Genomic DNA, 25583 nt, shown 5'->3' with positions numbered 1-25583 from the left:
CGATTGCAAGTTTGGCTAAGCAAGTTTACCTATCTACTTAAGTAAGTACGCCTGATAGCAAGAGATAGCGACTATCTAAAGATAGATGGTCAGTATAGGAACCCAAAATTCATGCAGGGAAACTCTGTTTCAGAGACTCATTGGGGCGCTGTTGCCAAGCGCTTCAATCGCCAGTACCGTGGTGAGGCGTTTGACCTGCCGACTGAGGTAGAAGGCATGCCAATCTTTCGAGATTGGGCTAGCGGTAAGCTGGCAGCGAGGCTGTCATCTCCTTTTTGGGAACTGGCTAAGCCCAAGAAAAACCAGCGCTGCTTAGACGTGGGCTGTGGCGTTAGCTTTTTGGTTTACCCTTGGCGCGACTGGCAAGCTCTATTTTATGGTCAAGAGATTAGTGCGGTTGCGACAGAACAACTCAATACACGGGGGCCTCAGCTCAATTCAAAGCTGTTCAAGGGTGTGCGCTTAGCGCCAGCCCATCAGCTAGAGTATGAAGCCCAGCAGTTTGATCTCGTTATTGCAACTGGATTTAGCTGTTATTACCCGCTCGAATACTGGCAGTCTGTGTTAGCGGCAGTGCGATCGGTGCTTAAACCAGATGGTTTCTTGGTGTTTGATGTGCTTGATCCAGAACAGCCCGATGCGGAAAATTGGGCCATTCTTGAAACCTATTTAGGAGCTGAGGTGTTTTTGCAGCCGCTAGCAGCGTGGCAACAATTGATTCAGCAGAGTCAAGCCAAGCTTGTAAAACAGCAGCCCGGTGAGTTGTTTCACCTTTACAAAATTCGGTGGTAGAAATAAGCTCAGTTCCGCCGATCGCTGATTGTTCAAAAACTCTGTGGCTGGTTGGGGGTACGCAAGAAAGTATTCAGCTAGCAGAGGCGATCGCCGCCTTACAGCTTCCTTGTGTCGTCACAGTGGCTACCCCGTCTGCTAAGCGCCAGTACCCGATAAGCTCAACCTTTAGGGTAGAGGTAAGCCGCCTCCAGCCTGAAACGGTGAGCCAGTTTTTGCAGCAAGCGCAAATTGCCGCCATTTTAGATGCGTCTCACCCCTTTGCAGTAGAAATTTCTCAACTGGCGATCGCTGCTGCTGAGGCCGCTAATCTTCCTTACCTACGCTACGAACGGCCACAGCTCGAAACAGGCATGGCTGCTGATTTGTGCCTGGTAGACAGTCTAACAACGCTGCTCAATAGCGACTTGCTTGCCCAGCAGCGAGTTTTGTTGACGCTGGGCTATCGCTGGCTGGCTGATTTTCAGCCCTGGCAAGCCCGCTCAACGCTGTTTGCTCGGCTTTTACCTTCTGTTGCCGCCCTAGAGGCTGCGATCGCAGCAGGGTTTACCCCCGACCGCCTCATCGCTTTGCGCCCGCCCTTTTCGATAGGGTTAGAAACGGCTCTTTGGCAGCAATGGCAGATTTCTCAAGTGGTTACTAAAGCCTCCGGAGCCGCTGGCGGTGAATTGATCAAGCGGCAGGTTGCCCAGCAATTAGGGGTAAAGCTGATTGTGATCCAACGACCCGCGATCGCTTATCCCCGTCAAACCAGTTGTCTGACGGCAGCTTTAGCCTTTTGTCAGCAACAGGTTCAAATAGCTCTTTAATACCCTTTCAAGCCTACGTCAAGACTTGACAACGCAAAAAACTGTTTTTTCTTAACTAATTAGAGTTCTCAAGCTTCGATGTCAGTGTTATGCTGTTGTCTCAAATTGTGATATCTGTGCAGGTTCTTCCTGATGATTGCCAGAGTCAGCGCTTTAAAAGCTGTTAAGTAAATTTACATTTATAAAACAGTTTATAAAGCTAAAGAAGATCCACCCTCGAAAAAGTTAAGTAAGATCTGCATCTAAGCCGAATGTCTGCTGTTCCTATGCCATCGAGATCCTCTTCGCCTTTTGAGCAGCCCGGTAGTAGTCCTCTACCTGAGGCAACTCCCGTGTTTGCCTTAAAAGAGCTTGTGGGTCGGCTGCAGCGCGAACAGTACAAAATTCAAGACTTACTGAGTTCTTTAGGGTTTGCCCTCAGAAGCCTCAACAACTTAAACCAGTTTTTAGAGCTAATCCCCCTCATAGCCAGCCGAGTCACCGATGCTTCCGGGGGCGCGCTTGTTTTATTTCAACCCAATGGTCAGCTACGGCTAGAGCGGCTGTACTGCCAGGGCAGCAACCATTGTCAGGACGTGCGGCGCGCCCTAGAAGCGGCAACTCGGCAGGTAACAGCTTCTTTCGCTGCGGTTTCAGGTAGCACGCTAGCGATGGCTCGCAACATTATGTCAGCGCTAGATCGGCAAGTCCATCGTTACCTAGACGCCGATTTACAGCTTTTTGGCACCCCCATCATTGTCAAAAACGTTGAGCGGGGACGGCTTTATGTGTTTAGCCGCGATCCTGACTATGCTTGGACGGATACGCGGCAAAAGCTGGTACGCCTAGTGGCTGACCAAACAGCAGTTGCCATCGAAAACAGCGAACTGACGGTGGCGCTACGCAAACGAGAACGCCTCGATCGCGAATTGGAAATTGGCGCGGAGATTCAGCTACAGCTTTTACCGCGTCAGTGCCCAGTCATTGCAGGCATTGATTTAGCCGCCGCCTGCAAAACAGCCAACAAAGTGGGCGGCGACTATTATGACTTTATTCCAACGACCTATGAGCAACTCCGCCAACCCGACTCGCGGCAGCCTTCTACCGGGTCTTGGAGTATGGCTATTGGCGATGTCATGGGCAAAGGTGTGCCTGCAGGCTTAATCATGACAATGCTGCGGGGCATGTTGAGGGCTGAGGTGCTCAACGGCCACTCGCCTGCCCGGATTTTGCAGCATCTCAACCACGTCATGCACTCCGATTTAGAGAATTCCAATCGATTTGTGACGCTGTTTTATTCAGAGTACAACCCCAAAACTCGCCTGTTGTCTTACGGCAACGCAGCTCACAACCCACCTCTATTCTGGCAAGCAGCAACCAACACGGTGACGCGTTTAGATACCGTTGGTATGTTACTTGGCTTAGATATGGATACCCGCTATCACGAAAAGCAAATCCAGCTACAGCCAGGTGATACCGTCATCTACTACACGGACGGGTTTACAGACGCAGCTAACGCCAACGGTGAGCGCTTCGACGAAGACAACTTATCGCTGGCTTTTCAGTGGGCCTGCCGCAACTGCGATAGCGCTCAAGCTATTCTGGATTATCTGTTTAATTTGTTGCAAAAGTTTATTGGCTCTAATCGCCAAAACGAAGACGACACCACGCTGATTGTCATGCGAGTACAGCCTGAGCGATCGCCGAATTAGCCAATTGCTGTTTAGCGCTTTTTGATATAAGGCTATAACCATAGCTGTAGCCACAGGCGTCGAGATATTTGAATTAGCTTAAAAGCTACCGACAGAAAAGCCTTCCTGCTGTCCTCTGGCCTTCGCCTCTGCCTTTAGCAACACAAGCGCATTGCCTGGATAATTACCGAGTCGCTGCGATCGCCTCCCCTCAGTAAATTTTCCCAAAATTGGGTTCCGCAGTTTACCTGATGCCAAATCATCCGGTAGACGGGCAGGATATGGAGAAATCTTAATGTATCCTTAGCTTCATCTACTTGTGAACTGTTCTTAGAACAGTCTCCCTCCAGACGATAGAGGCGGTTTTTAGCTGCTATCAATGAAGCCAAGGCGCTTTTAGCCAAGCACTCGATTCAGGGTTCCGCAAACTACAGTTTTCCGAATTTTCAGAAATGCCAATACCTTGTAGCAAGCCCCTCAAGGCCAATCCGTTTAAGGTTTATCGCGATCCACAGTCTGGTCGCTGGGTAACGATTTTACCCCCTGAGCGAGACTACCCCCTACCGTCAGGCTACCTTAACTACCGCGTTCAGGTGACGGATTGGGTACCTGCGCTTTATCCAGTTGCCGCAGAACCTAGCCATCGGCATACAGAAGTTTCGCCCAACTGGCCTTTTCCGCAGTAGAACTATAAACTTCTGTTAAGAGTTTATCGTCTGCTATTTCATGATGCCACGTCGAAGCTTGCTCAGGGCTATTTTGTGGGCTTGTTTGATAAGCCTGATCTTTTTCAGCCCCTCTGCCTGGGCGATGGGTGGGCCACAGATTCCGTTAGGATCAGTAGCGCCCGACTTTAGCCTGCCTCGCCATTCAGCCACCGATACGGTTTCCCTCTCAGATTACCGAGGACAGTGGGTTGTTCTTTATTTCTATCCTCAAGATTTTACGTCTGGCTGCACTTTAGAAGCCAAACGTTTCCAGCAAGACCTACCCGAATATCAAGCGCGTAACGCTCAAATTTTGGGTGTCAGCGCTGATGATACTGGCTCTCATGTTCGCTTTTGTGATTCGGAAGGCTTGGTTTTTCCTTTGCTGTCAGATACAGATGGCCGAGTTAGTAAGCTTTATGGGTCTTGGCTAGGGGCGCGATCGCTGCGTCATACTTACCTGATTGATCCCACTGGTCTGATGCGAGAACGCTTCTTAGGGGTTCGCCCTGCTATTCATAGCCAAGAAGTGCTGGCGAAACTAGATGAGCTACAAACAGAGGGAGCGTAATTCGTACAATGGAAGAAACATCTCTCCATTTATTGAGGTAGTTCATGCAGACATTGGCTCTAACATCCGAAAATGTTGAACAGGTTTTAGATGAAATGCGTCCCTATCTGATGGCAGATGGCGGCAACGTTGAGCTAGTCGAAATTGATGGCCCAGTGGTTAAACTGCGGCTGCAAGGCGCTTGCGGTTCTTGTCCTAGCTCAGCGATGACGCTGCGGATGGGCATTGAGCGGCGTCTGCGAGAATTTATTCCTGAGATTGCCGAAGTTGAGCAGGTTATGTAGCGCCATACCGTCGCCGACAGCCGCATGTCGCTATTGGTTGACAGCCCATTGGCGCATTGCATCATCCCTTCCAGATGCTTTTCTTGGCTCAACGAAAAGCCTGGAAGGGCTTGCATTTGTTGATATGCTGAAATACGGTTTGAGGGGTGTTTTGCCCCTCTAGATCTGCACGGCTGGCGGCTTTCTCGACCAATGCGTGCAGATTTCACACAAACGACTTTTGCAGAGAGCCAGAGAACTATTGTGCTTGATCTGAAGCAAATACGAGAAAATCCGCAGCACGTCCAGGAGCGCCTGAGTCTCCGCGGTGACTATGACGTGTCTGCTTTGTTAGCGCTAGATAAGCAACAGCGATCGCTAGAAACTGAGCGATCGCAACTCCAGGCTCGCAGCAACGAAATTGGCAAGCAGGTGGGGCAAGCCATTAGAAATGGCGCTGATCCGCAAAGCGATGACATTCAAGCCTTACGAGAAGAGGGCAATCAGGTCAAAGCCCAACTCAGCCAGCTAGAACCTCAAGAGCGCGAACTGAAAGCTCAGATTGAAACCGTTTTACTCAGTACCCCCAATCTGCCAAGCAGCACTACCCCTGTTGGCAAAAGCGAAGAAGATAATGTCGAAGTTCGGCGTTGGGGAGACGAATATTTACCCACCGAAACGACTTTGCTTCCCCATTGGGAAATTGGCGAAAAGCTTGGCATTTTAAATTTTGAGCGATCGACCAAAATCGCCCAAAGTCGCTTTGTTACCCTTTTGGGAGCCGGAGCAGCGTTAGAGCGAGCTTTAATTCAGTTTATGCTCGACCGCCACATTCAAGCAGGCTATACCGAAGTCATTCCTCCTTTTTTAATTAATACAGCCTCACTGACGGCCTCAGGCCAGTTACCCAAATTTGCGGATGAAAGCTTTAAGTGCGATCGCGATGATCTCTGGTTATCACCGACCGCAGAAGTACCCGTCACTAACCTGCACAGAGACGAGATTTTAGCGGCAGCAGAATTGCCCTATCACTACTGCGCCTATACGCCCTGCTTTCGGCGAGAAGCGGGCAGCTACGGACGAGATACTCGCGGTTTGATTCGCCTGCATCAGTTCAACAAGGTCGAGATGTATAAGTTTGTGCAGCCTGAAACATCTGCGGCTGAACACGAAGCCCTCGTGCAAGATGCGGAAGGCATTTTACAAGCTCTAAAGCTGCCCTACCGTGTGATTGAACTTTGTACGGGTGATTTAGGGTTTTCTGCCAACAAAACCTATGACCTCGAAGTTTGGCTGCCATCTTCGAATAAATACAGAGAAATTTCTAGCTGCTCTAACTGTGGTGACTTTCAGGCTCGTCGAGCCAATATTCGCTTCAAAACGGCAGGGCAAAAAGGGACTCAGTTTGTCCATACCCTTAACGGTTCTGGTTTAGCAATTGGTCGAACGATGGCAGCTATTTTAGAAAACTATCAGCAGCCAGAGGGTTCGGTCGCTATTCCAGAAGCGCTACAGCCCTATTTGGGTCGAGCAGTGCTTTAGCAATTGGGATTAATTTGCTTCAGGTCTATCGTCAAGCCGTTATCGCAGTCAGGGAAGCAAGCCAAACGATAGAATAGAGCAACATCGGTTTGAAAAGTACTCAATAGCACTCATAGATAGTTTTTATGTCGGTTCTGGCAGCGATCGCAGTATTAGCGCTTCTTATTTTTGTACATGAGCTAGGACATTTCTTAGCCGCCCGACTACAAGGCATTCATGTCAACAAGTTTGCGATTGGGTTTGGCCCTATCCTACTCAAATACGAAGGGCCACAGACTCAGTATTCAATACGAGCGATCCCTTTTGGCGGTTTTGTCGGGTTTCCTGATGATGACCCAGATAGCAAAATCGCTGAGAACGACCCAGATCTGCTCAAAAATCGGCCCATCCTAGATCGGGCGATCGTTATTAGCGCGGGCGTAATTGCTAATTTAGTCTTTGCCTATCTGGTTTTTGTCGCTCAATACGCCAGCGTTGGGGTACCCCAAAATTTTGCGTCTGAGCCAGGGGTTTTAATTCCTCAAGTAACGTCTGAGAGTGCGCCCGCTGCTCAGGCTGGCCTAAAAGCGGGAGATATTCTTTTAGCCGCAGAAGGAGAGCCGTTAGGAACCACAGCAGATACGATTCCTAATTTGGTCAAACTGATTCAAACCAGTCCAGAACAGCCCATTGATCTGACGGTGCAACGGGGCGATCGCCAGTTTGAAGTCACCGTCGTACCTGAACGCAGCCCCGATGGTAGCGTCATTATTGGCGTACAGCTACAGCCTAATGGCACGATTGTTTACCGTCGCGCTAACAATCCCATTGAGATCTTTACGCTAGCGGCGCAAGAGTTTCAAGGCATGTTGGTGAAAACCGTACAAGGTTTTGGCATGCTCATTGCTAACTTTTCCGAAATGGCAGGGCAGGTAGCTGGCCCTGTCAAAATCGTCGAGCAAGGGGCTGGCTTGGTCAATGCCAATGCCACCAGCCTATTTCCTTTTACCGCTATCATCAGCATCAACCTGGCTATTATCAATATTTTGCCGCTGCCAGCCCTAGACGGCGGCCAGTTGGCTTTTTTGCTGGCTGAAGCGCTACGGGGAAAACCTCTCCCCGCTCGAGTACAAGAAAACGTCATGCAGACGGGGCTGGTTTTGCTGTTGGGGCTAGGGGTCTTTTTGATTGTGCGTGACACCACTCAGCTAGAAATCTTTCAAAATCTACTTCAGTGAGTACCCCAGGCCAAACACCTACCGTTCAGCAAAAGCGGGCATTAGCAATTCTCAGTCGTTTGAAGCAACTGTACCCAGGGGCAACCTGTTCGCTCAACTACGAAACGCCTGTGCAACTACTGGTGGCCACAATCTTGTCGGCTCAGTGTACAGATGAACGGGTCAACTTAGTCACACCCGCTTTGTTTGCTCGGTTTCCCGATGCAGCCGCTTTGGCCGCCGCAGACCTCAGCGAACTAGAGTTACTTGTGCGCTCTACGGGGTTTTATCGCAACAAGGCTAAAAACATTCGCGCCGCCTGCGCCAAGATTATCAGCGATTTTGCTGGCGAGGTGCCCCAAACAATGGCTGCTTTGACCAGTCTACCGGGGGTTGCCCGAAAAACGGCTAACGTCGTCTTGGCTCATGCCTTTAACATCAACGCTGGGGTGACGGTAGATACGCACGTTAAACGGTTAAGCCAGCGATTAGGGCTAACACAGCACAATGATCCCGTCAAAATTGAACAAGACTTAATGCAGCTTTTGCCTCAGGCAGACTGGGAAAATTGGTCTATTCGGCTGATCTATCACGGACGAGCAGTTTGTACTGCTCGTAAACCTGAGTGCGATCGCTGTCAACTGGCTGACGGGTGCCCGAGTAGCTCGCTCGTCGCCAAGCAAGGGGCTAATGCCCGCCCACCCGCAAAAGCAATCCCAACCGCTTGAGCAAGCAGAAGCCGGGGCGAAGCGTCAGTGGCGGCGTTTGACTCAACTTTTAGCTCAAAATAAGTTCAGAGTTGGCCAGCAGTACAGCCGCAGTTAGTTTATAATTGTAGACTGTGTAATTATCATGAACAAACAACGAACGATTTTACATGGCTAAAAAAAGCATGATTGAGCGGGAGCGCAAGCGCGAAAAGCTGGTGGCCAAATATGCCGCCAAGCGCGAAGCCCTACTAGAGCAGTTTGACAAAGCTGAAAACCAGCAACAAAAGCTAGAAATTCATCGCAAGATTCAGCAGCTACCTCGCAACAGTGCGCCTAGCCGACTGCGCAATCGCTGTTGGTTGACGGGTCGTCCACGGGGCTATTACCGGGATTTTGGCCTTTGCCGCAATGCCTTGAGAGAAATGGCTCACGAGGGGCTGTTGCCCGGTGTTGTGAAGTCGAGCTGGTAAGTTTAATTTCACCATCTCAAGCCTTAGCAGCGCTAAGCGCTGTCGTCTGCAAGCTTGATCGGGTAAGCAATAGCTGTGCATAAAAATCCATCTTTGAGGTTGGGACAGGTTTGGTGACAGCGGTACAGTCATCTTTTGAGATTGTCGATACCGCAAAACCTGTCCCTAATGCTGTTTTAAGCCGTTACCTCTTCAGGCGGATTCAGTTGCCACAGCAGCGATCGATGCCAAGACTCGCAAGCAGCAAGTCGCCAACGGCGTTAGCGATCGCAAATTCACTGTAAAAACTTTTTGAAAAATCAAAGCCTTGCATCTCTGTTAAGATAGCCATGACCAGCGCATTCAGGTCGTTTTCACCCTCCATTCGTTGGCGAACAAACACTTGGCTAGCTCGCTGGGCAATGTTTTGGTTAACGGCTTCAGGTAAAAATTCTTCATCGAGCCATCTTTGTAAAGCCGCTTGCAGCCACTTCCCTTCCTGAGAAGGGTGTTCAGCGGGGGGCAGTGTGATAGATTCAATCGGTTCAGCCATTCAAATTTCAGGTCTACCTCTGACCGATGTCGTTTAACATTCCAGCCATTATTGAAGGTTATGCCAAGGGCTACTTCCTGATGGCAGACGACACGGGCCAAAATATTACTTGGTATTCTAGCCGACAGCGTACCTTAATTCCGCTAGATGAGCGATTTCGTTACCCTAAGTCGCTTCGTCGCCAGCTTAACCAAAATCGCTTTTCTGTCGCTATTAATCGGGCTTTTCCAGCGGTTGTAGAGGGTTGTGCCAATCGCAAAACAACCTGGATTTCAGATGAACTGAAGCAAATTTATTGGGCGCTCTATCAAAGCGGCTGGGCCTATAGCTTTGAAACCTGGGAGGGTGACGAGCTAGCAGGGGGAATTTTAGGCATTGTTATCGGCGGCGTCTTTATCGGGGAGTCGATGTTTTATCGCATTCCTGAAGGCTCTAAGGTGGCAATGGTAAAGCTGGTAGACAGGCTGCGATCGCACGGTTTTTTGCTGTTCGATGCTCAAATGATGAATCCTCACCTGGAACGCTTTGGGGCTTATGTAATTTCTAACCGCGCCTATCAAAATCTGTTAAAGCTGGCGCTACAGCGTCAGTGCAATTTTTTAGATGTAGATTAACGCTCAGCCACTACCAGGACTAGGCAGTCTAGCAGTCTTTGGGAGAACTCATCGGCAGACGAACAGCCGTAACGTCAATAATGAGAGCAGGTTGTTCAGGTGCCCCTAGCCAGCGCCGGATAACGGCAAAAGGATTGTACAAAGTTCTTTTGGCCGGAAGGGGAGGGGGCAACACTTCAATCAGCAGGCTGTCGCTATCTAGCAAGAAATGTCGGCCTCGCAACAGATAGTTGCGCCAGTAAAACGGCAGGCTAAAGTAAAGTTTGTTCCAGCCTAAGCAGGGTAGTTTTTGTAAGATTGAGCAGACTTTGTGGTGCCACAATTGGTTCAGATGCCGAGAAAAACCCTGACCGTACCCCATAAATACTTAGTTAAAAAGACTGCTTTCAGTGTATGAAGGCTGACCCAGAGACAAAAGGGAGAAACTACGCATCTCGCCGCTCTGTAACCAGCGTCAGGCTAGTCCAAGCGCCTCCTTTATCGTAGTAACGGATCAGGCGCTGACGCAAGCCAGGTTCTATTAACCAGCCAACTTCTAAAAACAAAGCGGTTTGCGGCTGAACAGACAGGGGGCCTGCAGCTGAAGCCCCATCCGGTAAGCACAAGACCTGTGTACCTTGCTCAAATTGAATCAAAGAGCCTTGGATAAAACCGATAGATTGCACTTGCTGGGGACGTTTGCCGATTTGCAGGGTTTGCTGCAAGCGATCGCAATCAGTTTGTTTAACGGTGAGGCAAGTTTGATAGGTATCATCAGGCCGCAAATCAGGATAAAGCGTGATAGCTTCTCCATGCCAGGTTCCTAGCAGGTCAGCAACGCGCAGGGGACTTGTGGCAGGTCGCTCTGAGCCTAAACGGGTTTCTCGAATCAGTACCAGCTTGCTTAGCTGGTTGTCTTTGCCAAAAATTTGCACCAGGCGCAAACGGCGATCGCCCCAAATTAAGCCTAGCTCAGCTCCAAATTCAGACAGAGGCCCCCATTGAATAGAACCTTGAGAAAACGCTCCATTCTCAAAAAATAAAACGCCCTTACCGAGAGAACGGTACTCATAAATCTGTTCTTCAGGTGCTTTTTGAGCGGGTAACTTTCGCACAACCTGGCGCATAACATCGCCTTGATTAAGCCCTTCTAGGGAGACAACGCTGGCGACTTCTTCAAGCACCTCTCCGGTTGGCGAAAACTGCGTAAACGAACCTTGCCAAACCCCTTCGTTGCGAAATAGCCGTTCCCACTGCGACGTCATAAACCTAGCTGCTAAATTGCAGTTCTATTGTCGCTGACGACGCGAGTACAGACTATAGCCAATAAAGGCAATTAAGATCATTGAAAACGAAAAAAGCGTGGTGAGTGTCCCTACTGCATAGAGGGCGGGTGAGGTAACGTTGGTTGTCATCCCAAAAATTTCGAGCGGTAGCGTGTTGTACTGCCCAGAGATCAGAGATGTCCGGGTGAATTCATCATAGGAGAGGGTAAAACACAGCAGGCCAACGCCAACAACGCTAGGAGCAATTAGCGGTAAGACAATTTCGCTAAAAGTAGTTAAACCCGGTGCGCCCAAATCGCGGGCTGCTTCTTCGTAACTAGGGTTAAATCGATTAAAAACCCCAATCATGATCAAGAAGGCAATGGGCAATGTCCAGGTCAGGTGGGCTCCTAGCCCTGATGTAAACCAGTTGGTTTCAATGCCAAAAATTTGAAACACAACCCCAATGCCCAAGGAAATTAAAATGCTAGGAACAATCAGGCTAGAAATTGTTAGGTAAAACACCAGGGTTGAGCCTTTAAATCGCCGTCGAAAGGCCAGACTAGCCATGACGGCGCAGCCAACAGACAAGGCCATGACCAAAGCACCAAGTAGCAGCGATCGCTGAAACGGTTCGATAAAGTTGCCTACCCGTTGCTCTTGAAAAACTTGGCCGAGCCAGTAAAAGCCAAAACTCCTCACCGGAAAGGTTAAATTACCTTCTGGCCCCTGTAACGACAAAATGAAAATGGTGATCATGGGGCCGTAAAGAAACAGCACGAACAGACCAAAAAAGGCCGCAAGTAGATAAAAAACGGGCGATCGCCGACGTTGCATTGAGCTTCTCTCCTAGCGGTATGCAGCAAAATCCGAGATACCCTCAAGCCGCTTCGCAGAGCGCTGTAGGGTTATTTATAGTTCTTTGCGAATATCAACGACCCGCAAGATTGAAACAACCAGCACCAGGGTCACGACTAGCAGCACAATAGCGTTAGCCGCCGCTAGCGGATATTGCAAGCTGCCAATTTGGGTTTGAATAAGTTTGCCAACTGAGGCTGCCTGTCCTCCCCCCATCAAGCGCACCGTCACAAATTCTCCCATCACCAGCGTCACTACAAAAATAGAACCAATGGCGATTCCTGGTGCCGAGAGGGGTAAAATCACTTCGCGAAAAATCTGCCAACCAGAAGCGCCCATGTCTTGAGCGGCGGTCACCAAAGTGCGATCGATTCGCATGAGGCTGTTGAAGATCGGGGCAATCATAAAAATGATGTAGAGATGCACCATCCCCAGCACAACGGCAAAATCTGAATAAAGCAAAAACTCTAAAGGCTGATCGATCAAACTGAGCTGTAACAAGAGCTGATTAACTAAGCCTTCTTTACCCAGAAGCGGCACCCACGAAATCATCCGGATGATGTTGGATGTCCAAAATGGAATGGTACAAATCAAAAACAAAATGACCTGCCAGCGGAGTTCTTCTACATAAAACGAGAGAAAGAAAGCCACCGGGTAGCCAATCAGCAAGGTAAACAGCCAGACCAAAGCCACAAACTTGAAGGTGTTGAGATAAGTCTGCAAGGTGACGTCTGATTGCAGAATGCTCCAGTAGTTTTCTAGCGAGAAGGCAGGTACCATAGCATAGCCGTTAAATTGCCAAAAGCTGACAATGGCAATCATGGCAATAGGAAAAAACAGAAAAAGCAGAAACACCAGCGTTTGAGGTGTTACCAGCAGGTAGGATTGAATGGCCTTACTGGTTTTAGTCATCAGTCACCTGTGAATGGGAGCTTTAAATCGTTTGGTGCCCAATTTGGCTAAAAGGCATTTGTGAGGCCGCGATAGCTATCCTCGTAGGCGTTAGTTAGGACATCGGTGGGCATCCAAAGCCGTTAAGCCCGAAAGCGGCTCGGCTCACTGCAAATGTCTATTGAACCGAAAACTCGCCTTACTGCTCTCTGCGTCTGGCTTAAGCAACCTCTACAGTTGGCTTGGGATGGAAATCTCAAGCGGTGCTGCATCAGGCGAGATGTTTCAAGTCTACGGGCCGATCGCTGTATAACTTAAAAAGAGCAGGGTTATCTGTCAAAAAAATAACCGATGAACTGTTGAGTTCATCGGCGGTTGGGAGAAATGTTCTGAAACTTGGGATCAAACTCAACGCGCCAAAACGGGGCTGGGTGCTGGTTTGGTTTAAGCCTCCGCCGCCTCTGAGTTGCGCTTGCGCCGGAGCAAAATGCCCAGGGTTAAAGCCACGCCCGACCCTAAAAGCGTCAGCGGTTCTGGCACAAACTCAACTTCAGCGATCGCACCGCCGTTGTCTAAATAAACTTCAAACGAAGTCACTTCGTAACCAATGTCCAAATCTTGATCGGCTGCGGCTCCTAAACGAATGAGTCTGGCTGTAGAATCGCCTGCGATCGCTTCGCCAATAGGATTTTCTGTGTTTTCCTGTAGCCCCAGCTCAGAAAGAAAAATTTTGATATAGCTCTCGCTATTATTAATCTCTAACAGTTTGAGGCGCTTTAATCGCTGACCAACGGCGATTTTTGCCCCATTTTCATCCTGCAAAAAATCAAAGCGAATACTAGCGTTGTTAGCGCCATTATCGGTAGTCAATACGTTGTCGTAGCCTGCTCGCGTGTCAATCTTTAACGCTTGATCGCCAACCAGTGAAGTCACCGAAAGATATTGAGCTACGTTTTCAATTCCGGTGTACTCAAAGGTGAGATTGTCGTAGGTTAAACCCGTTGCTGAAGCCAGATCGGGTTCGTCAAAATCAACTGTATAAGACCAAGATTCTGAATTAAAAGAGGTCAAGTTGACGTTAGCAGCTTCAGTTGGAATTGCAGTTCCAAAAGCTGTGCTCAAGCTGGCGAGGGCGACTAGTAAGTGCTTTTTCATAATTAGCTGAGTGATTTTACTGTGCTCGTCTCGCACCCAGCTACAACGTAACTTAAAGCAACTAGAATTGACTTCCCGTAAATGTACGTAAATTGTTTGGGAATTTTTCTTCTCGTTGGCGGAGGAACCCTAACAGTTAGCGTCAATAAGACCCGCTTAAGACCCAGACTTGCAGCTTTAAACAAGCGTCAAAGGCAGACCTATTAAGGCTATGGGCAGCTTTTAATCTTGGCCGCCAAACTGAGTTTTGAGTTCGGCAATGCGATCGTCATCTAGTTTTTGAAACAGCGGCGGCGGCACGTCAAACGTTCGCTCTGGCTGAATAACGCTAAAGTCTACCGCTGCGGCAAAAGAGCTAGTGCGTTCGGCGGCTGAGAGCTTGAGCGCATCGCTAATCACCTGAGCGGTAAACGGGATAAAAGGCTGAGCGGCGATCGCATAGATACGAATAAGGTTAATGCAGGTACGAATGACCAGAGCCGCTTCATCGGGGTTAGATTTGAACAGCGCCCAAGGTGCTCGTATATCAATGTACTGATTGCCTGCTGTCCAGAGAGCATTCAACCCTTCAGCCGCTTTGCGAAACTCCATTGCCTGTAGATGTCCAGCAATCTTAGCCATTAGTTCTTGGCAAGTTTTCTCTAGCTGGTGCTCAGCTTCAGTGGGTTCTCCCCCTGCCGGAACCATTCCTTGAAAGCGAGAATTGGCAAACTTCAAGATGCGATTGACGAAATTACCCAAGTTGTCAGCCAGTTCTTTGTTAACTTTGAGCTGTAGCTGCTCCCAGGTAAAGGCTGAGTCTGAAGACTCAGGCGAAGAGGCAATCAGCGTATAGCGCCAGTAGTCGGCAGGCAAAATTTCTAAAGCCTGATCTAAAAAGACACCTCGTTTAGAACTGGTTGAAAACTTGCCGCCATAGTAGTTTAGCCAGTTAAACCCTTTAATGTAGTCCGCCATCTTCCACGGTTCGCGGGTACCCAAAATCATGGCAGGCCACATAATGGTGTGGAAAGGCAGGTTATCTTTCGCCATGAATTGAACGTAGCGAACATCGGACGCATTTTGCCACCAGTCTAGCCAGCTACGGCCTTCTACCTGGCTAGCCCAAGCTTTGGTAGCCGCTACGTAGCCAATGGGTGCGTCAAACCAGACGTAAAAAACCTTGTTGTCAAATCCGGCTCTTGGCACGGGTACACCCCAGCTCAAATCTCGGGTAATACCGCGACTCTGCAAACCTTCATTTAGCCACTTCATGGCAATGGATTTGGTCAGCGCTGGCCAGCTTTCTTGCTGCTCAACCCAGGTGCGCACTTCTTCACTGAGCTGATCAAGTCGCAAAAACAAATGCTTGCTGGTGCGAACTTCTAGATGGGTACTGCCTGAAACAGCCGATCGCGGCTCAATCAAATCTGTGGGACTGAGAACTGAGGTACAGTTTTCGCACTGATCGCCTCTGGCCTTTTCGTAACCGCATTTGGGGCAGGTACCGACTACATAGCGATCGGGCAAAAAGCGATCGTCTTCAATTGAATAGATTTGGCTAATTTCTTGCTCTTCAATAAAGCCATTGGCGTCAAGCTGGCGGTAGAAATGCTGGGTTAGCTCATGATTTTCGATCGAAGACGTCCGGCCAAAATAATCAAACGATAGCCCGAAGCGCTTGTAAACATCGGACTGCCGTTCGTACTGGCGTTTGCAATAGGTGGCTACGTCTAAATTTTCTTCGAGGGCAGCAAGTTCGGCTGGCGTACCGTGTTCGTCAGTGCCGCAAATGTAGAGGACTTCTTCGCCTTGCTGGCGGAGAAAGCGGGCATAAACGTCGGCTGGCAGCATAGATCCAACCAAGTTGCCGAGATGCTTAATCCCATTGATGTAGGGCAGGGCGCTGGTAATCAGGTACCGCATAGTGTTTTTGTATCTGTCTTGCTAGCCACTTGCGATCGCAACTTTATCAGCTTTTAGCATCCTTCTGGAACGCCAAAGCAACAAGGAACGCATAAGTTCCGATCCTAACAGGTTTACGCCCAGCTAATTGCAGGGCTACTAAAGTTTCCCTAGCCGCAGATAGAGCGGCCAGACAACCCGCTTAGAAGCGTCTAAATCTCCCCAAGCTTGAGCTAGGTCATCGCGAATCAGCTCAACGGGGTGAAGCTGCCGTCGTCGCAGAAAGCGCTGGGTAGCTGACCAGGTGTTGAGATAACCTAGCATCTGCTCAAATGTCCAGGTTGCCTCCATTTGAAAGGCTGGCGCTGCGATCGCTTTGAACGGAAAGCTCAGCGTTTGATAACGGTCTTCGATGAGTTGCCGCTCAGTCGGCCAGTAAGGGCCAATAATTTTGTAGTAAAAATGCTGCACAAATCGATCGATTGTAGGTGAGATTTGCATCAGGGCGTAGCACCAGACGGCAATAACGCCATCGGGTTTAAGCGATCGCTTCACTTCTGCATAAAACCGTTCGTGGTTGAACCAGTGCAGGGCTTGGGCGGCGATGACCAGATCAACCGTATGGCTAGCGATGCCGTTGTTTTCGGCGGTAGCGACCTGGTAAAGAACCTGCTCATGGGCGATCGCCTGCGCCAGTTGGGCTTCGCTGGCATCGGTGGCAATTACCCTTTCAAAGTAAGGCGTTAGAGAAACCGCCGCCTGCCCATTGCCAGTACCACAGTCCCAAGCGAGCATATGCTCAGGGCAGAGCGTTGACAAGTACAAAAATAGCTGATCGGGATAGCGGGGGCGGTATTTAGCATAATCGGACGCTTGACTGGAAAAATGGTCTTTAAAACCCATAGCGCTACCGGATTGATACTTTTTTCGCCTAGATTAGCTGATGAATCAGCCTAGCCGTTAGTTGCGTTATGTTTTCTAAAACGATGGCCGCCCCCGCCGCTTGCAACTTCTGGCGATAGGTAGCCGCGTAGTCAGCCGCGTGTTGCACATGAGGCGGTAGAATGCCAACTGCCAGCCAGCGGCGATCGCCCTTTTGGGCTTGGGCTGCCTGCACCGTTTGCATATCCGCTACAGTATCCCCCGCATAGACCACAGGTAAACCGGGCAGTATGCCCTGCTGTTCTATCAGCGTCACGGTCTTCAAAAGCCCTGTTGGATCAGGCTTACCAGGGGCATCTTCCATTGCCACCAGCACAGGCTGTCTCAAACCAATCCGCCGCTCTAAGATATAGCTTGCCGATCCTTGAGTAGCGCCACTAAAAAACCCCCAGGCTACTTGATCGTGTGAAAGTTGCGCAAAATAAACCTGCTCTGCCAGAATCGCCTCTTGCGAAATATAGCCGTCCCACTGATCCGGGTTTTCTAAATCAGCGCCACGGTAACGCCGCTGAAAAAAGTCAACCAGTTCGTCATAACTGAGGGCTAGCTGCGATCGCGTCTGTCCTTGAGTTTCAAAGTAACGGTAGATCAGTTCTTGAGACGCTTGCCAGTCGTTGTTCCAGCAGCCTTCGCTTTTGAGCTGATCAATATCTTCAGCCGTTGGTCGATAAGCAGCGGCTGTAAAATGCTCAACCGTATCGGCCACTGCCCGCCGATAAGAACCGCTGACATCTCGAATGACACCGTCAATGTCAAAAACGGCGATCGCCTTGGCCGTATGGGCAGTAGCCGTATCTATATTGAGAGAAGACATAGGCAGCACTAGAAAAAGGACTCAAGCAGGTTAAAAAGCTAAACCAACGCGGCTAGAAGACTCCAGAATTGACTGTGGGGGCCTAGGAGATCTGCGGTAAGATAGAGGACTGTAACGTTTTGGCTTGTATCTCGCATGGAGGTTTCATTGTCTCGATTTATCTTAAAAGTTCTTTGGTTAGAGAAAGACGTAGCGCTGGCGGTTGACCAGGTTGTCGGCAAAGGTACCAGCCCACTGACATCCTACTTTTTCTGGCCCCGCCACGATGCCTGGGAACAGATTAAAACAGAACTTGAATCCAAAAGCTGGATCACAGAAGAAGAACGCATCGAGTTGCTCAACAAAGCAACCGAAATTATCAACTACTGGCAAGAAGAAGGCAAGAATAGGCCCATGTCTGAGGCTCAATCTAAATTTCCAGAGGTTGCCTTTACAGGTAGTTCGTGATGGCAGCCGACTTATAAATATGCCTAAACATGTAATAGGGGTTTGGCATGCCAAACCCCTATATTTTTGCTGACTCTATCAAGGGAGGCTTTTCAATCCCCCCGCAACAAGTCGTTAGATCATGCCGCCCGCTGCCTGCAACCGGGCTCTTGCCCGCTTAAGAGCTTGAGCGGCTCTAATTTTGTCTTGGCGATCTTCGTCAGAAACCTTTTCTAAGCGCTCTTGAGCTTTTTTAAAGGCCGCTTGAGCATCGCTTTTGTTGATGCTGTCGCCGCGTTCAGCCCCGTTGACTAAGATGGTAACTTCGTCATTTTCTACTTCAGCGAAACCGCCCATCAGCGCGATCGCCACCCAGTCTTTCTCAGCCCGAACCCGCATCACGCCTACATCTAAGGCCGAAAGCAACGGCGCGTGCCCACCCAAAATCCCCAGTTGACCTGTGGTGCTGGGCAAAATGACTTCTTCCGCTTCAGAGTCCCAAACTGTCTTGTCGGGAGCAATTACCCGAACCGTTAATGGCATAATTTTGCTCTAATCCTCAAATGTTGTCTTAACCCTGTTGCCGGGGTTTGGCCTGCCAAACCCCGGCAATGCCAGATCTTTAACGTATTAAAGACAAGGTTTATTAGCCTTCAGACTTCATTTTCTCGGCTGTTTCCAGTACCTGATCAATGCCGCCCTTGAGGTAGAAAGCTTGCTCAGGAATATCATCCAACTCACCATCTAGAATCATGTTGAAAGCCTTGATGGTGTCTTCTAGCTTCACATACTGACCCGCTAAGCCCGTAAAGACTTCAGCCACGAAGAAAGGCTGAGAGAGAAATTTTTCAATCTTCCGTGCCCGCGCTACGATAACCCGGTCGTCTTCAGAAAGTTCATCTAGACCCAGAATGGCAATAATATCTTGCAATTCCTTGTAGCGCTGTAGCGTAGACTGTACGGCACGAGCGGTTCGGTAATGCTTTTCACCGACAATGTCGGGCTGCAGCATGGTAGAGGTAGAATCTAGCGGGTCAACCGCTGGGTAAATCCCTTTAGAAGCCAACCCGCGAGACAGTACCGTGGTGGCGTCTAGGTGAGCAAAAGTAGTGGCCGGAGCCGGATCTGTCAGGTCGTCAGCAGGAACGTAAACTGCCTGAATGGAGGTAATTGAACCTTCTAGCGTTGAAGTAATTCGCTCTTGCAGCGTTCCCATTTCGGTGCCGAGAGTGGGCTGATAGCCAACCGCTGAAGGCATCCGGCCTAGCAGCGCTGAAACTTCAGAACCCGCTTGCACAAAACGGAAGATGTTGTCGATAAACAGCAACACATCTTGCTTGTTGGTATCGCGGAAATACTCAGCCATGGTTAGCGCTGAGAGAGCTACTCGCATCCGTGCCCCAGGCGGCTCATTCATCTGACCATAAACCAGAGCAACCTTAGACTCGCTGAGGTTTTCTTCGTTAATAACCTTAGACTCGATGAATTCGTTGTAAAGGTCGTTGCCTTCGCGGGTGCGCTCACCTACGCCGCCAAATACCGAAACGCCACCGTGTTCTTTAGCGATGTTGTTGATTAGCTCTTGAATCAGAACGGTTTTACCCACACCAGCACCGCCGAACAGGCCAATTTTACCGCCTCGACGATAGGGAGCTAGCAGGTCGATAACCTTAATTCCGGTTTCAAAAACAGCCGGTTTGGTTTCAAGCTCAACTAGCTTAGGCGCATCTCGGTGAATAGGAGAGGTTTCTGCACTTTCAACCGGGCCTTTTTCGTCAATTGGCTCACCCAGAACGTTAAAAATACGACCCAGCGTGACTTTGCCAACCGGAACCGAAATAGGAGCACCCGTATCAATAACCTCCATGCCCCGAACCAAGCCATCAGTCGAACTCATGGCAACGGCTCGCACCTGAGAATCTCCCAGGAGCTGCTGTACTTCACATGTAACGGATACGTCCTGTCCAATTTCGTTCTTGCCCGTAATTCTGAGGGCGTTATAGATTTGTGGCAGCTGCCCGCTGGGGAACTCAGCATCCACAACGGGACCAATAATCTGAACGATGGAGCCAGTATTTGTCTTCTCTGCAGTGGTGACCATGCTTGCGCCTATCTCGTGACTAGCTGTTCTAGCGACTTTCTTAAGATTGTCTTACGTTCTAAAGTGCCACATTACAGAGTATCACCAAGCGGTGCTCAGTAGAAGAAAGGATGCTCAATTGGGATGGCCAATTAAAATAAAGGCTGCCCAATCGCTGGGATTGGGATAGTGAGCCTTTGTTTTAAGCAGGGCTTGGCGCAGAGCTTGAGCTTTACCCTGACCTGTGAGTAACGCTTGATAAAAGGTCGTCATTAGCTCAGCCGTTGGCGTATCGGGCACCGCCCAGAGGGAAACCACCGTACTTTTAGCACCTGCCCCTAAGAGCGATCGCGATAAGCCTAAAATCCCGTCTCCTGTGATCTCGCCTAAGCCAGTGTCGCAAGCACTCAGCACAACTAGGTCAGCGCTGAGATCCAGGCTAGCGATTTCGGTGGCGGTAAGCCAGCCATCGGCCTCAGCCGTAGGAGCCAAGGCGATCGCCCCTGGAATGTGTAATTGAGCCAACTCCCCTGACGAGGGCAGGTCTAAATCTAGCAGACCGTGGGTTGCCAGATGAATCAGGCGGGCGTGGGGCATTTGAGCAGCGATCGCCGTCTCGGTGGCCGCTGCACCGCGAAAAAGCCTGGTTTGAAAAAGCTGAGCAATAGTCAGCGCTTCTTGCTCCGCCCCTGGTAAAGGGGGCAAGGGTTGGGGCGGTTCACCCGGAGACAGCGCCAAGCTGGGCATTGTCGGGTTGCCCACGACTAAGGCGCGATCGCGGGCTGAAAGGGCTGGAGCTGGCGAGGCTGAGTGCGTTAGACCCAATAGCTGAATAGAAGGGGCAATCGATAGGGTGTGATGATCAATCAGATACGTTTGATCCGGGGTTTGCAGAGCTGCAAAAGGCACCCAAAACAAGGTTTCATGAGGAATAAAAATAACCTGAGCCTTGGGATCTGAGGGTAGCAAGTCTTGAATAGGGGTAATCAAAACCTGATAAAGCGCCTGTAGCCCCTGGGGTGTCTCAGCCGCTGTGTCAGGCTCTACTCGGATGCTGCGCCGCAACCCTCGCCCGCTATGGCTACGACTTTGAGCAATCAGGCTTTCGAGCGGCTGCTCTAGCGTGTCAACCGCCAACTGCCGAAAGTAGACTGCTCCGGTCGGCTGAATTACCCAAATGAAAAGTCGCGCCGTTTGGCCGCGCCGTTTGCCTTGAACCTGAAACTTAAAGGCGTCATTGGGCACGGTGGAATATTCGACTAAGGTGCTGTGCAATTGTTGTGCTAACGCCTGCATATCGGCGATCGCAGGTGATGCTGGCAAAGGCGCGTTAGCCTGCTGGCTAGCCACCAGATTAATCAACGCCCGCGTGCGGCCTTGCTCAGCAACCTCTAGCGCCTGAGAATAGTCGGCTTGGGCAACGAGAACCTGCTGCAACAAGTTATAGGTATGCACCTGGGTATCGAAAACCGAAAGGGTATAAAGATCGCTGAGGTTCTGACGCAGATCGGCCAAAATTTCAATCGCCTGTTGCAGCGTGGCTTGGGCTTCGTCTAAGCGGTTAGCGCCGAGTAGGGCATGACCCAGGTTGTTAAGCGAAGTGGCGATCGCTTGCGGGTCGGTACTGGCTTGGGCGATCGCTAAGCTTTCGCGGTGCATAGCGATCGCTTGCGCGTAGTCGTCTAAGTCTTCGTAGGCAATACCGAGATTGCTCAGCGCGGCGGCTTCAAGCTGCGACTGGGATACGGCGCGGGCAAGCGCAAGGCTTTGTTGGTAGTAGGTGATGGCTTGAGGGATGTTGTCCAGCGAGTGGTAGACAACCCCCAAATTTTGCAGGGTGTAAGCGATACCAGGGCGATCGCGGGCCAGTTCAGCCAGGTGCAAACTGGCCTGATAATGCTCTAAGGCTGCGGCATAGTTGCCTACGGTGGTATTGAGCGCCCCCAAATTGCGCAGGGCAACGGCTGCCAACGCCTCATTGCCCAAACTGCGGGCTAGGTTGAGGCTGCGAGTTTGCAGCGGGATCGCCCGTTCATAATCGCCCAAGGCGCTGTAGGCATTGCTTAAAAGCCCTAGTAGCTGCGCCTCGGCAGCAGTACCTGTTTGTACCTGTTCTAAAGATCGCTGGTAAGTTTCGATCGCCTGCCAATAGCGCCCTTGATCGCGGTAGGCGATGCCCAAGTTGCCCAGTGCTTGAGCCTGAGCGACCCGGTTATTTTGAGCTTCAGCGATCGCCAGGGCTTGCTCAGCCCAGGTAATAGCGGCAGCATATTGACTCAGTTGCAGATAAGCAGCCGCGATCGCATTTGAGACAAGACCCACCCGTTCGATATTGTGAGCTTGCTGGTACTGTTCGAGGGCGCTTTGCCAAGCGGCGATCGCCTCTGGAAAACGATTGGCCTGATACTGTTCAATGCCCTGATGAAATAAAAATTCAGCTTCAGGAGTTTGCGCCAATAGGGGGCTGGGCGTCATCTGCGGCGCTAATTGAAAAGCAGTAATTCGAGTCGGCGTGGCGTCGCTAGCGGCAAAATGACCCTTCAGAGCCGCCGCCGTTGGCGATAAGGGCTGGCTGATTAGCCAAAGAGCCAGCACGCCACTCAGCAGAGCCAGTTTGAGCCGTTTGAGACGCATAGCTACTCAGAACCCGCTGCCTCTTCTGAGGCTTCGCCTTCAGGGCAGGCGGCGCGTAGCTCAGGTAGCCCCTCGGCATTGGTGACTAGCTGCTGAGCCGTACAGGTTGTTTCGTCGGTCGTCTCTTGCGGCTCAAGGGCGGCATCAACAGAGCGGCTAGCCGCAACCGGGCTATCTTGTTCGCGCTCTAGCTGATCCAGGCTAGCAGTATCAAACCCCGTAAAAGACGGCTCCGGCTCCGGCACAAAAGGCTGATTTTGCAGCGAAGTTACCAGCGTAGCGTCACTGCCTGCCCCAATGGCGATCGCCCCCACCGTACCGCTAACCGTGGTCGGGAAGTCTGCACTATCAAACACCAGCGGCGTGTAGCTAGCGCTTGCCCCTAGCTGCCCAGGGTCGCTGGGATTATTGATGGTGGGGCCAAAAACAAAGGCAGCGCCATTGCCATCAATCACAATTTGCTCGTTCAGCGTGGCCGTGGTAACGCCGTTGTGCAAAATAACTAACTGTCCCGGCGTTGTAGCCGTAGAGCGAACCAAGACACTAACGGGAACGCTGCCCAAATCGCTACCAGAAGGCGCATTGAAAAATTCTAAATCGCTGCTAATCGCCTGAAACAACCCTGCGGCTTCAACCCTCAGTCCCCCTGGGCCAGCTTCTAAGCTATCAACCACAATGTTTCCTGCGGTGGCTACTAGCTCAATACGGCCACCATCAACCGTGACATCACCGCTATCAATGCGACCAATTCGCAGAGACGCACCGCGAATATCGACATTGCCCGTCGGTGCGCCAAAGTCAGTTTGAATATCCCCCACTCGAATATCAACGCCGCGAATAATCACAGCGCCGCCGTTGGTGCGAATCGTATCGCTAGGATTCATGGAGAAATTACCAACACCGTCATTGTCGGCATCGGCAATAAAAGTAATCGAGCCATTAGCGACTCCGGCGATATTGAGATGGAGCAGGTCGCTGGCAAGATCGGCGATTGTAATGCCGTTGTTGGCTTGCAGGACGATCTGGGCGTTGCCGCCAAACGCTGCTAGCTGCCCCACTGAAATTGTATTTGCCCCGTCATTGGGGACTGCGGCCAAGAGGTCGTCGTCAGCACCGGGGGTCAGTTCATCGTCGAGGCTGCCTGTGCCGTCGGCGGTGTCAACAATCGTGAGGGTATCGGGATCTAGCAGCAACGTCCCGGCTGTGCCATTCGCCGCCGCCGTCTCGACCGTGCCGCGAAAGACCAACTGATTTTTACCTGAAACTTCCACCAAGCCGCCATCCCCCGCTTGGCTGCCCCCATTCGCTGCGATCGCCCCCGAAAACTGAGCCGTTTCGTCAGCCCAGACAATGACCTGTCCGCCCCGGCCTTGTAAACCTGCGTTAGCCAGCAAACGAGCATTAGCGCTGATGTAGGTTTGGGTGGCGCTGGGCAAACGGCCTTGCCCTAGATAGTCACCGCCTACCCGCAGGGTGCCGCCGCCCTTGTCACCCGAAACATCAAGCGTACTGTTGAGGACAGCAACGCGATCGCCTACCACAGCAATCTGCCCTCCGGTTGCCCCTACGGCATCTAAGCGACCTGCAACCAGGGTCGTGCCCGTTGTGGCGGCGATCGCACCGGGTTGGCTGACTAAGCTAACGCTGCCATCAGCATTGACGCTCAGCCCGGTTGCTCCAGCCGCCCCTGCCCCCGTCAGCAAAGCGGGTAAAGCAAGCGGTTGAAACGTAGGCGTAACGACGCTATTCGTCGTCGCTAGCGGCGTTACCTCCAGACTCAACAACATCTGTGGATGGCTGATCCGCACCCAGCTTTCTCCCGGCACGGCGGCAACCAGCAGACTACCCTCGCTAGCCGTCAGCGTTCCCGTATTAGCAACAGCGCCGCCGATCAGGGATAGCGATCGCCCCGTAGCTACAGCTAAATTACCCGCATTGGCGATCGCCCCCGGATTCGCCCCGTCAAAAATAAATCCAGTCGGCTCGCCTACCAGCGCCGCGTAGTTGTTTTCCCCCAAAGCGCTAAAGGTGCGATCGCCAATGCTCAGCCCCGTTGCCGTTGTAGCGGTAAAATCACCCCCTAGATTAAGTCGTGCTTCAGACCCCAAGAGAATGCCTGCGGGATTGAGCAAAAATAAATTGGCTTGACTGCCGCTCACCTGTAGCAGCCCATCAATATAAGACGCCTGCCCGCCACTAACACGACCAATAATGTTGCTGACCTCAGCCGGAGAAATAAAATTAGCTACCTGTCCCGCAGTCAGGCCAAACTGACGGAAACTGTGGAACAAATTAGCCCCATCCGCCGAGCGGATACCGCCTGTAATCTCAAATTGATTTGCCGATTGCTGCACCTGAGTCTCAGTCGCCCCTGGTTCTGCTACAAGCGATTGGGCCAGCGCCACCCTGTCGGCTACGAGCAAAACGCTACACGCTAGCCCGACCTGCTGACAGAGACGGCCTGAGAAACTCGGCATCAAACTGGCTCCTAAATTGAGTCTATGAGGTGAGTAGAGGCTCCCAGGGATAGCCAAAGGCGGAAGGCTGAGGACAAAAGGAAAGGGGGTTGTCAGCGGTTTTCAGCCGTTTAAGTGGCTCAAATCTAGTGGCTACCGCTCTATCTCAAATCTTAGAAGACGAAGCCCGCCGCAGTGACCGAATGCTCAAAATACTTGACATTAGCAAGGCTAAGACTATGCCCGGTTCGGGGACTGCCGCAGGGGGCGTATTGTTAGGTGGGAGGATGGGTGGTTGAGCAGGGACGGGCGGTTCCGGTGGG

Annotated in this window: 25 protein-coding genes; 12 read left to right on the top strand and 13 right to left on the bottom strand. The window is 51.0% G+C overall.

Annotation, left to right across the window (positions count from 1 at the left end; translation table 11 throughout):
* Positions 1–111 precede the first annotated feature (111 nt).
* The 10 genes from ACTS3T_RS23010 to rpsN all read left to right on the top strand — a co-directional run bounded on the left by ACTS3T_RS23010 (position 112) and on the right by rpsN (position 8730).
* Positions 112–792 carry a class I SAM-dependent methyltransferase gene (locus ACTS3T_RS23010; RefSeq protein ID WP_377960657.1) on the top strand — a complete coding sequence of 227 codons (681 nt, stop codon included), beginning with the start codon at positions 112–114 and terminating at the stop codon, positions 790–792.
* Complete coding sequence (locus tag ACTS3T_RS23005; protein WP_377960659.1) at positions 786–1601, top strand: cobalt-precorrin-6A reductase; 816 nt, start codon at positions 786–788, stop codon at positions 1599–1601. Before ACTS3T_RS23010 ends, ACTS3T_RS23005 begins: the two co-directional genes overlap by 7 nt.
* Positions 1602–1852: 251 nt before the next feature.
* Positions 1853–3292: a PP2C family protein-serine/threonine phosphatase gene (locus ACTS3T_RS23000; RefSeq protein WP_377960661.1), complete on the top strand. Its 1440-nt coding sequence runs from the start codon at positions 1853–1855 to the stop codon at positions 3290–3292.
* 431 nt (positions 3293–3723) lie between these two features.
* Positions 3724–3957, top strand: coding sequence for a hypothetical protein (locus ACTS3T_RS22995; protein ID WP_377960667.1), 234 nt, complete (start codon positions 3724–3726; stop codon positions 3955–3957).
* A 43-nt stretch (positions 3958–4000) separates the two neighbouring features.
* The gene (locus ACTS3T_RS22990; protein ID WP_377960794.1) at positions 4001–4549 is read left to right on the top strand and encodes a peroxiredoxin; all 549 of its coding nucleotides are present in this window, start codon (positions 4001–4003) and stop codon (positions 4547–4549) included.
* Positions 4550–4593: 44 nt separating this feature from the next.
* Positions 4594–4833 carry a NifU family protein gene (locus ACTS3T_RS22985; RefSeq protein WP_346289412.1) on the top strand — a complete coding sequence of 80 codons (240 nt, stop codon included), beginning with the start codon at positions 4594–4596 and terminating at the stop codon, positions 4831–4833.
* 243 nt (positions 4834–5076) lie between these two features.
* Positions 5077–6354, top strand: coding sequence for a serine--tRNA ligase (gene serS / locus ACTS3T_RS22980; protein WP_377960797.1), 1278 nt, complete (start codon positions 5077–5079; stop codon positions 6352–6354).
* A gap of 125 nt (positions 6355–6479) precedes the next feature.
* The gene (gene rseP / locus ACTS3T_RS22975; protein WP_462935803.1) at positions 6480–7571 is read left to right on the top strand and encodes an RIP metalloprotease RseP; all 1092 of its coding nucleotides are present in this window, start codon (positions 6480–6482) and stop codon (positions 7569–7571) included.
* The gene (gene nth, locus ACTS3T_RS22970; RefSeq protein WP_377960672.1) at positions 7568–8278 is read left to right on the top strand and encodes an endonuclease III; all 711 of its coding nucleotides are present in this window, start codon (positions 7568–7570) and stop codon (positions 8276–8278) included. Before rseP ends, nth begins: the two co-directional genes overlap by 4 nt.
* 149 nt (positions 8279–8427) lie before the next feature.
* Positions 8428–8730, top strand: coding sequence for a 30S ribosomal protein S14 (rpsN, locus tag ACTS3T_RS22965; RefSeq protein ID WP_377960674.1), 303 nt, complete (start codon positions 8428–8430; stop codon positions 8728–8730).
* A 202-nt stretch (positions 8731–8932) separates the two neighbouring features.
* Here rpsN and ACTS3T_RS22960 read toward each other — a convergent pair whose 3' ends face one another.
* Positions 8933–9262, bottom strand: coding sequence for a hypothetical protein (locus tag ACTS3T_RS22960; RefSeq protein ID WP_377960676.1), 330 nt, complete (start codon positions 9260–9262; stop codon positions 8933–8935).
* Between the two features lie 26 nt (positions 9263–9288).
* On the opposite strand from ACTS3T_RS22960, the gene aat reads away from it, so the two are divergent.
* Positions 9289–9876: a leucyl/phenylalanyl-tRNA--protein transferase gene (aat, locus tag ACTS3T_RS22955; RefSeq protein WP_377960679.1), complete on the top strand. Its 588-nt coding sequence runs from the start codon at positions 9289–9291 to the stop codon at positions 9874–9876.
* A gap of 28 nt (positions 9877–9904) precedes the next feature.
* On the opposite strand, the gene ACTS3T_RS22950 is transcribed toward aat, so the two are convergent.
* From ACTS3T_RS22950 to ACTS3T_RS22915, 8 genes are all read right to left on the bottom strand, one after another.
* Positions 9905–10237 carry a hypothetical protein gene (locus tag ACTS3T_RS22950; protein ID WP_377960681.1) on the bottom strand — a complete coding sequence of 111 codons (333 nt, stop codon included), beginning with the start codon at positions 10235–10237 and terminating at the stop codon, positions 9905–9907.
* A gap of 64 nt (positions 10238–10301) precedes the next feature.
* Positions 10302–11120: a DUF3598 family protein gene (locus tag ACTS3T_RS22945; protein ID WP_377960683.1), complete on the bottom strand. Its 819-nt coding sequence runs from the start codon at positions 11118–11120 to the stop codon at positions 10302–10304.
* A gap of 24 nt (positions 11121–11144) precedes the next feature.
* Positions 11145–11957: an ABC transporter permease gene (locus tag ACTS3T_RS22940; protein WP_377960685.1), complete on the bottom strand. Its 813-nt coding sequence runs from the start codon at positions 11955–11957 to the stop codon at positions 11145–11147.
* A 75-nt stretch (positions 11958–12032) separates the two neighbouring features.
* Entirely contained in the window at positions 12033–12890 is an 858-nt protein-coding gene (locus tag ACTS3T_RS22935; protein WP_377960687.1) for an ABC transporter permease, read from the bottom strand.
* Positions 12891–13313: 423 nt separating this feature from the next.
* Complete coding sequence (locus ACTS3T_RS22930) at positions 13314–14024, bottom strand: PEP-CTERM sorting domain-containing protein (protein ID WP_377960690.1); 711 nt, start codon at positions 14022–14024, stop codon at positions 13314–13316.
* A gap of 222 nt (positions 14025–14246) precedes the next feature.
* Complete coding sequence (gene metG / locus ACTS3T_RS22925) at positions 14247–15929, bottom strand: methionine--tRNA ligase (RefSeq protein WP_377960692.1); 1683 nt, start codon at positions 15927–15929, stop codon at positions 14247–14249.
* 138 nt (positions 15930–16067) lie between these two features.
* Complete coding sequence (locus tag ACTS3T_RS22920) at positions 16068–16811, bottom strand: class I SAM-dependent methyltransferase (protein ID WP_377960694.1); 744 nt, start codon at positions 16809–16811, stop codon at positions 16068–16070.
* A 28-nt stretch (positions 16812–16839) separates the two neighbouring features.
* Positions 16840–17664 carry a TIGR01548 family HAD-type hydrolase gene (locus tag ACTS3T_RS22915; RefSeq protein WP_377960696.1) on the bottom strand — a complete coding sequence of 275 codons (825 nt, stop codon included), beginning with the start codon at positions 17662–17664 and terminating at the stop codon, positions 16840–16842.
* 147 nt (positions 17665–17811) lie between these two features.
* Here ACTS3T_RS22915 and ACTS3T_RS22910 point away from each other — a divergent pair, with 147 nt between their 5' ends.
* On the top strand, positions 17812–18111 hold the full coding sequence (locus ACTS3T_RS22910) for a 30S ribosomal protein PSRP-3 (RefSeq protein WP_377960699.1): 300 nt from the start codon (positions 17812–17814) through the stop codon (positions 18109–18111).
* Positions 18112–18225: 114 nt separating this feature from the next.
* On the opposite strand, the gene atpC is transcribed toward ACTS3T_RS22910, so the two are convergent.
* From atpC to ACTS3T_RS22890, 4 genes are all read right to left on the bottom strand, one after another.
* Positions 18226–18633 carry an ATP synthase F1 subunit epsilon gene (gene atpC, locus ACTS3T_RS22905; RefSeq protein WP_377960700.1) on the bottom strand — a complete coding sequence of 136 codons (408 nt, stop codon included), beginning with the start codon at positions 18631–18633 and terminating at the stop codon, positions 18226–18228.
* A 103-nt stretch (positions 18634–18736) separates the two neighbouring features.
* Complete coding sequence (atpD, locus tag ACTS3T_RS22900; RefSeq protein ID WP_377960702.1) at positions 18737–20191, bottom strand: F0F1 ATP synthase subunit beta; 1455 nt, start codon at positions 20189–20191, stop codon at positions 18737–18739.
* Positions 20192–20305: 114 nt separating this feature from the next.
* The gene (locus tag ACTS3T_RS22895) at positions 20306–22804 is read right to left on the bottom strand and encodes a CHAT domain-containing protein (RefSeq protein ID WP_377960704.1); all 2499 of its coding nucleotides are present in this window, start codon (positions 22802–22804) and stop codon (positions 20306–20308) included.
* 2 nt (positions 22805–22806) lie between these two features.
* Positions 22807–25281, bottom strand: coding sequence for a two-partner secretion domain-containing protein (locus ACTS3T_RS22890; protein ID WP_377960706.1), 2475 nt, complete (start codon positions 25279–25281; stop codon positions 22807–22809).
* Between the last annotated feature and the right edge of the window lie 302 nt (positions 25282–25583).

Origin of the sequence: Almyronema sp., assembly GCF_052168255.1 — a bacterium.
GTDB classification, from domain to species: Bacteria; Cyanobacteriota; Cyanobacteriia; order Phormidesmidales; family Phormidesmidaceae; genus Sphaerothrix; species Sphaerothrix epifaneia.
The sequence above is the reverse complement of the archived record's forward strand: the minus strand, read 5'-3'. Positions and strand labels throughout refer to the sequence as shown.

Excerpts from the sequence above, each read along its gene's own strand:
- rpsN (WP_377960674.1), top strand. The coding sequence starts at position 8,428 with ATGGCTAAAAAAAGCATGATTGAGCGGGAGCGCAAGCGCGAAAAGCTG.
- ACTS3T_RS22915 (WP_377960696.1), bottom strand. The coding sequence starts at position 17,664 with ATGTCTTCTCTCAATATAGATACGGCTACTGCCCATACGGCCAAGGCG.
- aat (WP_377960679.1), top strand. The coding sequence starts at position 9,289 with ATGTCGTTTAACATTCCAGCCATTATTGAAGGTTATGCCAAGGGCTAC.
- ACTS3T_RS22920 (WP_377960694.1), bottom strand. The coding sequence starts at position 16,811 with ATGGGTTTTAAAGACCATTTTTCCAGTCAAGCGTCCGATTATGCTAAA.
- rseP (WP_462935803.1), top strand. The coding sequence starts at position 6,480 with ATGTCGGTTCTGGCAGCGATCGCAGTATTAGCGCTTCTTATTTTTGTA.
- ACTS3T_RS22890 (WP_377960706.1), bottom strand. The coding sequence starts at position 25,281 with ATGCCGAGTTTCTCAGGCCGTCTCTGTCAGCAGGTCGGGCTAGCGTGT.
- ACTS3T_RS23010 (WP_377960657.1), top strand. The coding sequence starts at position 112 with ATGCAGGGAAACTCTGTTTCAGAGACTCATTGGGGCGCTGTTGCCAAG.
- ACTS3T_RS22945 (WP_377960683.1), bottom strand. The coding sequence starts at position 11,120 with ATGACGTCGCAGTGGGAACGGCTATTTCGCAACGAAGGGGTTTGGCAA.
- ACTS3T_RS22995 (WP_377960667.1), top strand. The coding sequence starts at position 3,724 with ATGCCAATACCTTGTAGCAAGCCCCTCAAGGCCAATCCGTTTAAGGTT.
- metG (WP_377960692.1), bottom strand. The coding sequence starts at position 15,929 with ATGCGGTACCTGATTACCAGCGCCCTGCCCTACATCAATGGGATTAAG.
- ACTS3T_RS22960 (WP_377960676.1), bottom strand. The coding sequence starts at position 9,262 with ATGGCTGAACCGATTGAATCTATCACACTGCCCCCCGCTGAACACCCT.
- ACTS3T_RS22940 (WP_377960685.1), bottom strand. The coding sequence starts at position 11,957 with ATGCAACGTCGGCGATCGCCCGTTTTTTATCTACTTGCGGCCTTTTTT.
- ACTS3T_RS22990 (WP_377960794.1), top strand. The coding sequence starts at position 4,001 with ATGCCACGTCGAAGCTTGCTCAGGGCTATTTTGTGGGCTTGTTTGATA.
- ACTS3T_RS22930 (WP_377960690.1), bottom strand. The coding sequence starts at position 14,024 with ATGAAAAAGCACTTACTAGTCGCCCTCGCCAGCTTGAGCACAGCTTTT.
- ACTS3T_RS22985 (WP_346289412.1), top strand. The coding sequence starts at position 4,594 with ATGCAGACATTGGCTCTAACATCCGAAAATGTTGAACAGGTTTTAGAT.
- ACTS3T_RS23000 (WP_377960661.1), top strand. The coding sequence starts at position 1,853 with ATGTCTGCTGTTCCTATGCCATCGAGATCCTCTTCGCCTTTTGAGCAG.
- ACTS3T_RS22935 (WP_377960687.1), bottom strand. The coding sequence starts at position 12,890 with ATGACTAAAACCAGTAAGGCCATTCAATCCTACCTGCTGGTAACACCT.
- ACTS3T_RS22950 (WP_377960681.1), bottom strand. The coding sequence starts at position 10,237 with ATGGGGTACGGTCAGGGTTTTTCTCGGCATCTGAACCAATTGTGGCAC.
- atpD (WP_377960702.1), bottom strand. The coding sequence starts at position 20,191 with ATGGTCACCACTGCAGAGAAGACAAATACTGGCTCCATCGTTCAGATT.
- atpC (WP_377960700.1), bottom strand. The coding sequence starts at position 18,633 with ATGCCATTAACGGTTCGGGTAATTGCTCCCGACAAGACAGTTTGGGAC.
- ACTS3T_RS22895 (WP_377960704.1), bottom strand. The coding sequence starts at position 22,804 with ATGCGTCTCAAACGGCTCAAACTGGCTCTGCTGAGTGGCGTGCTGGCT.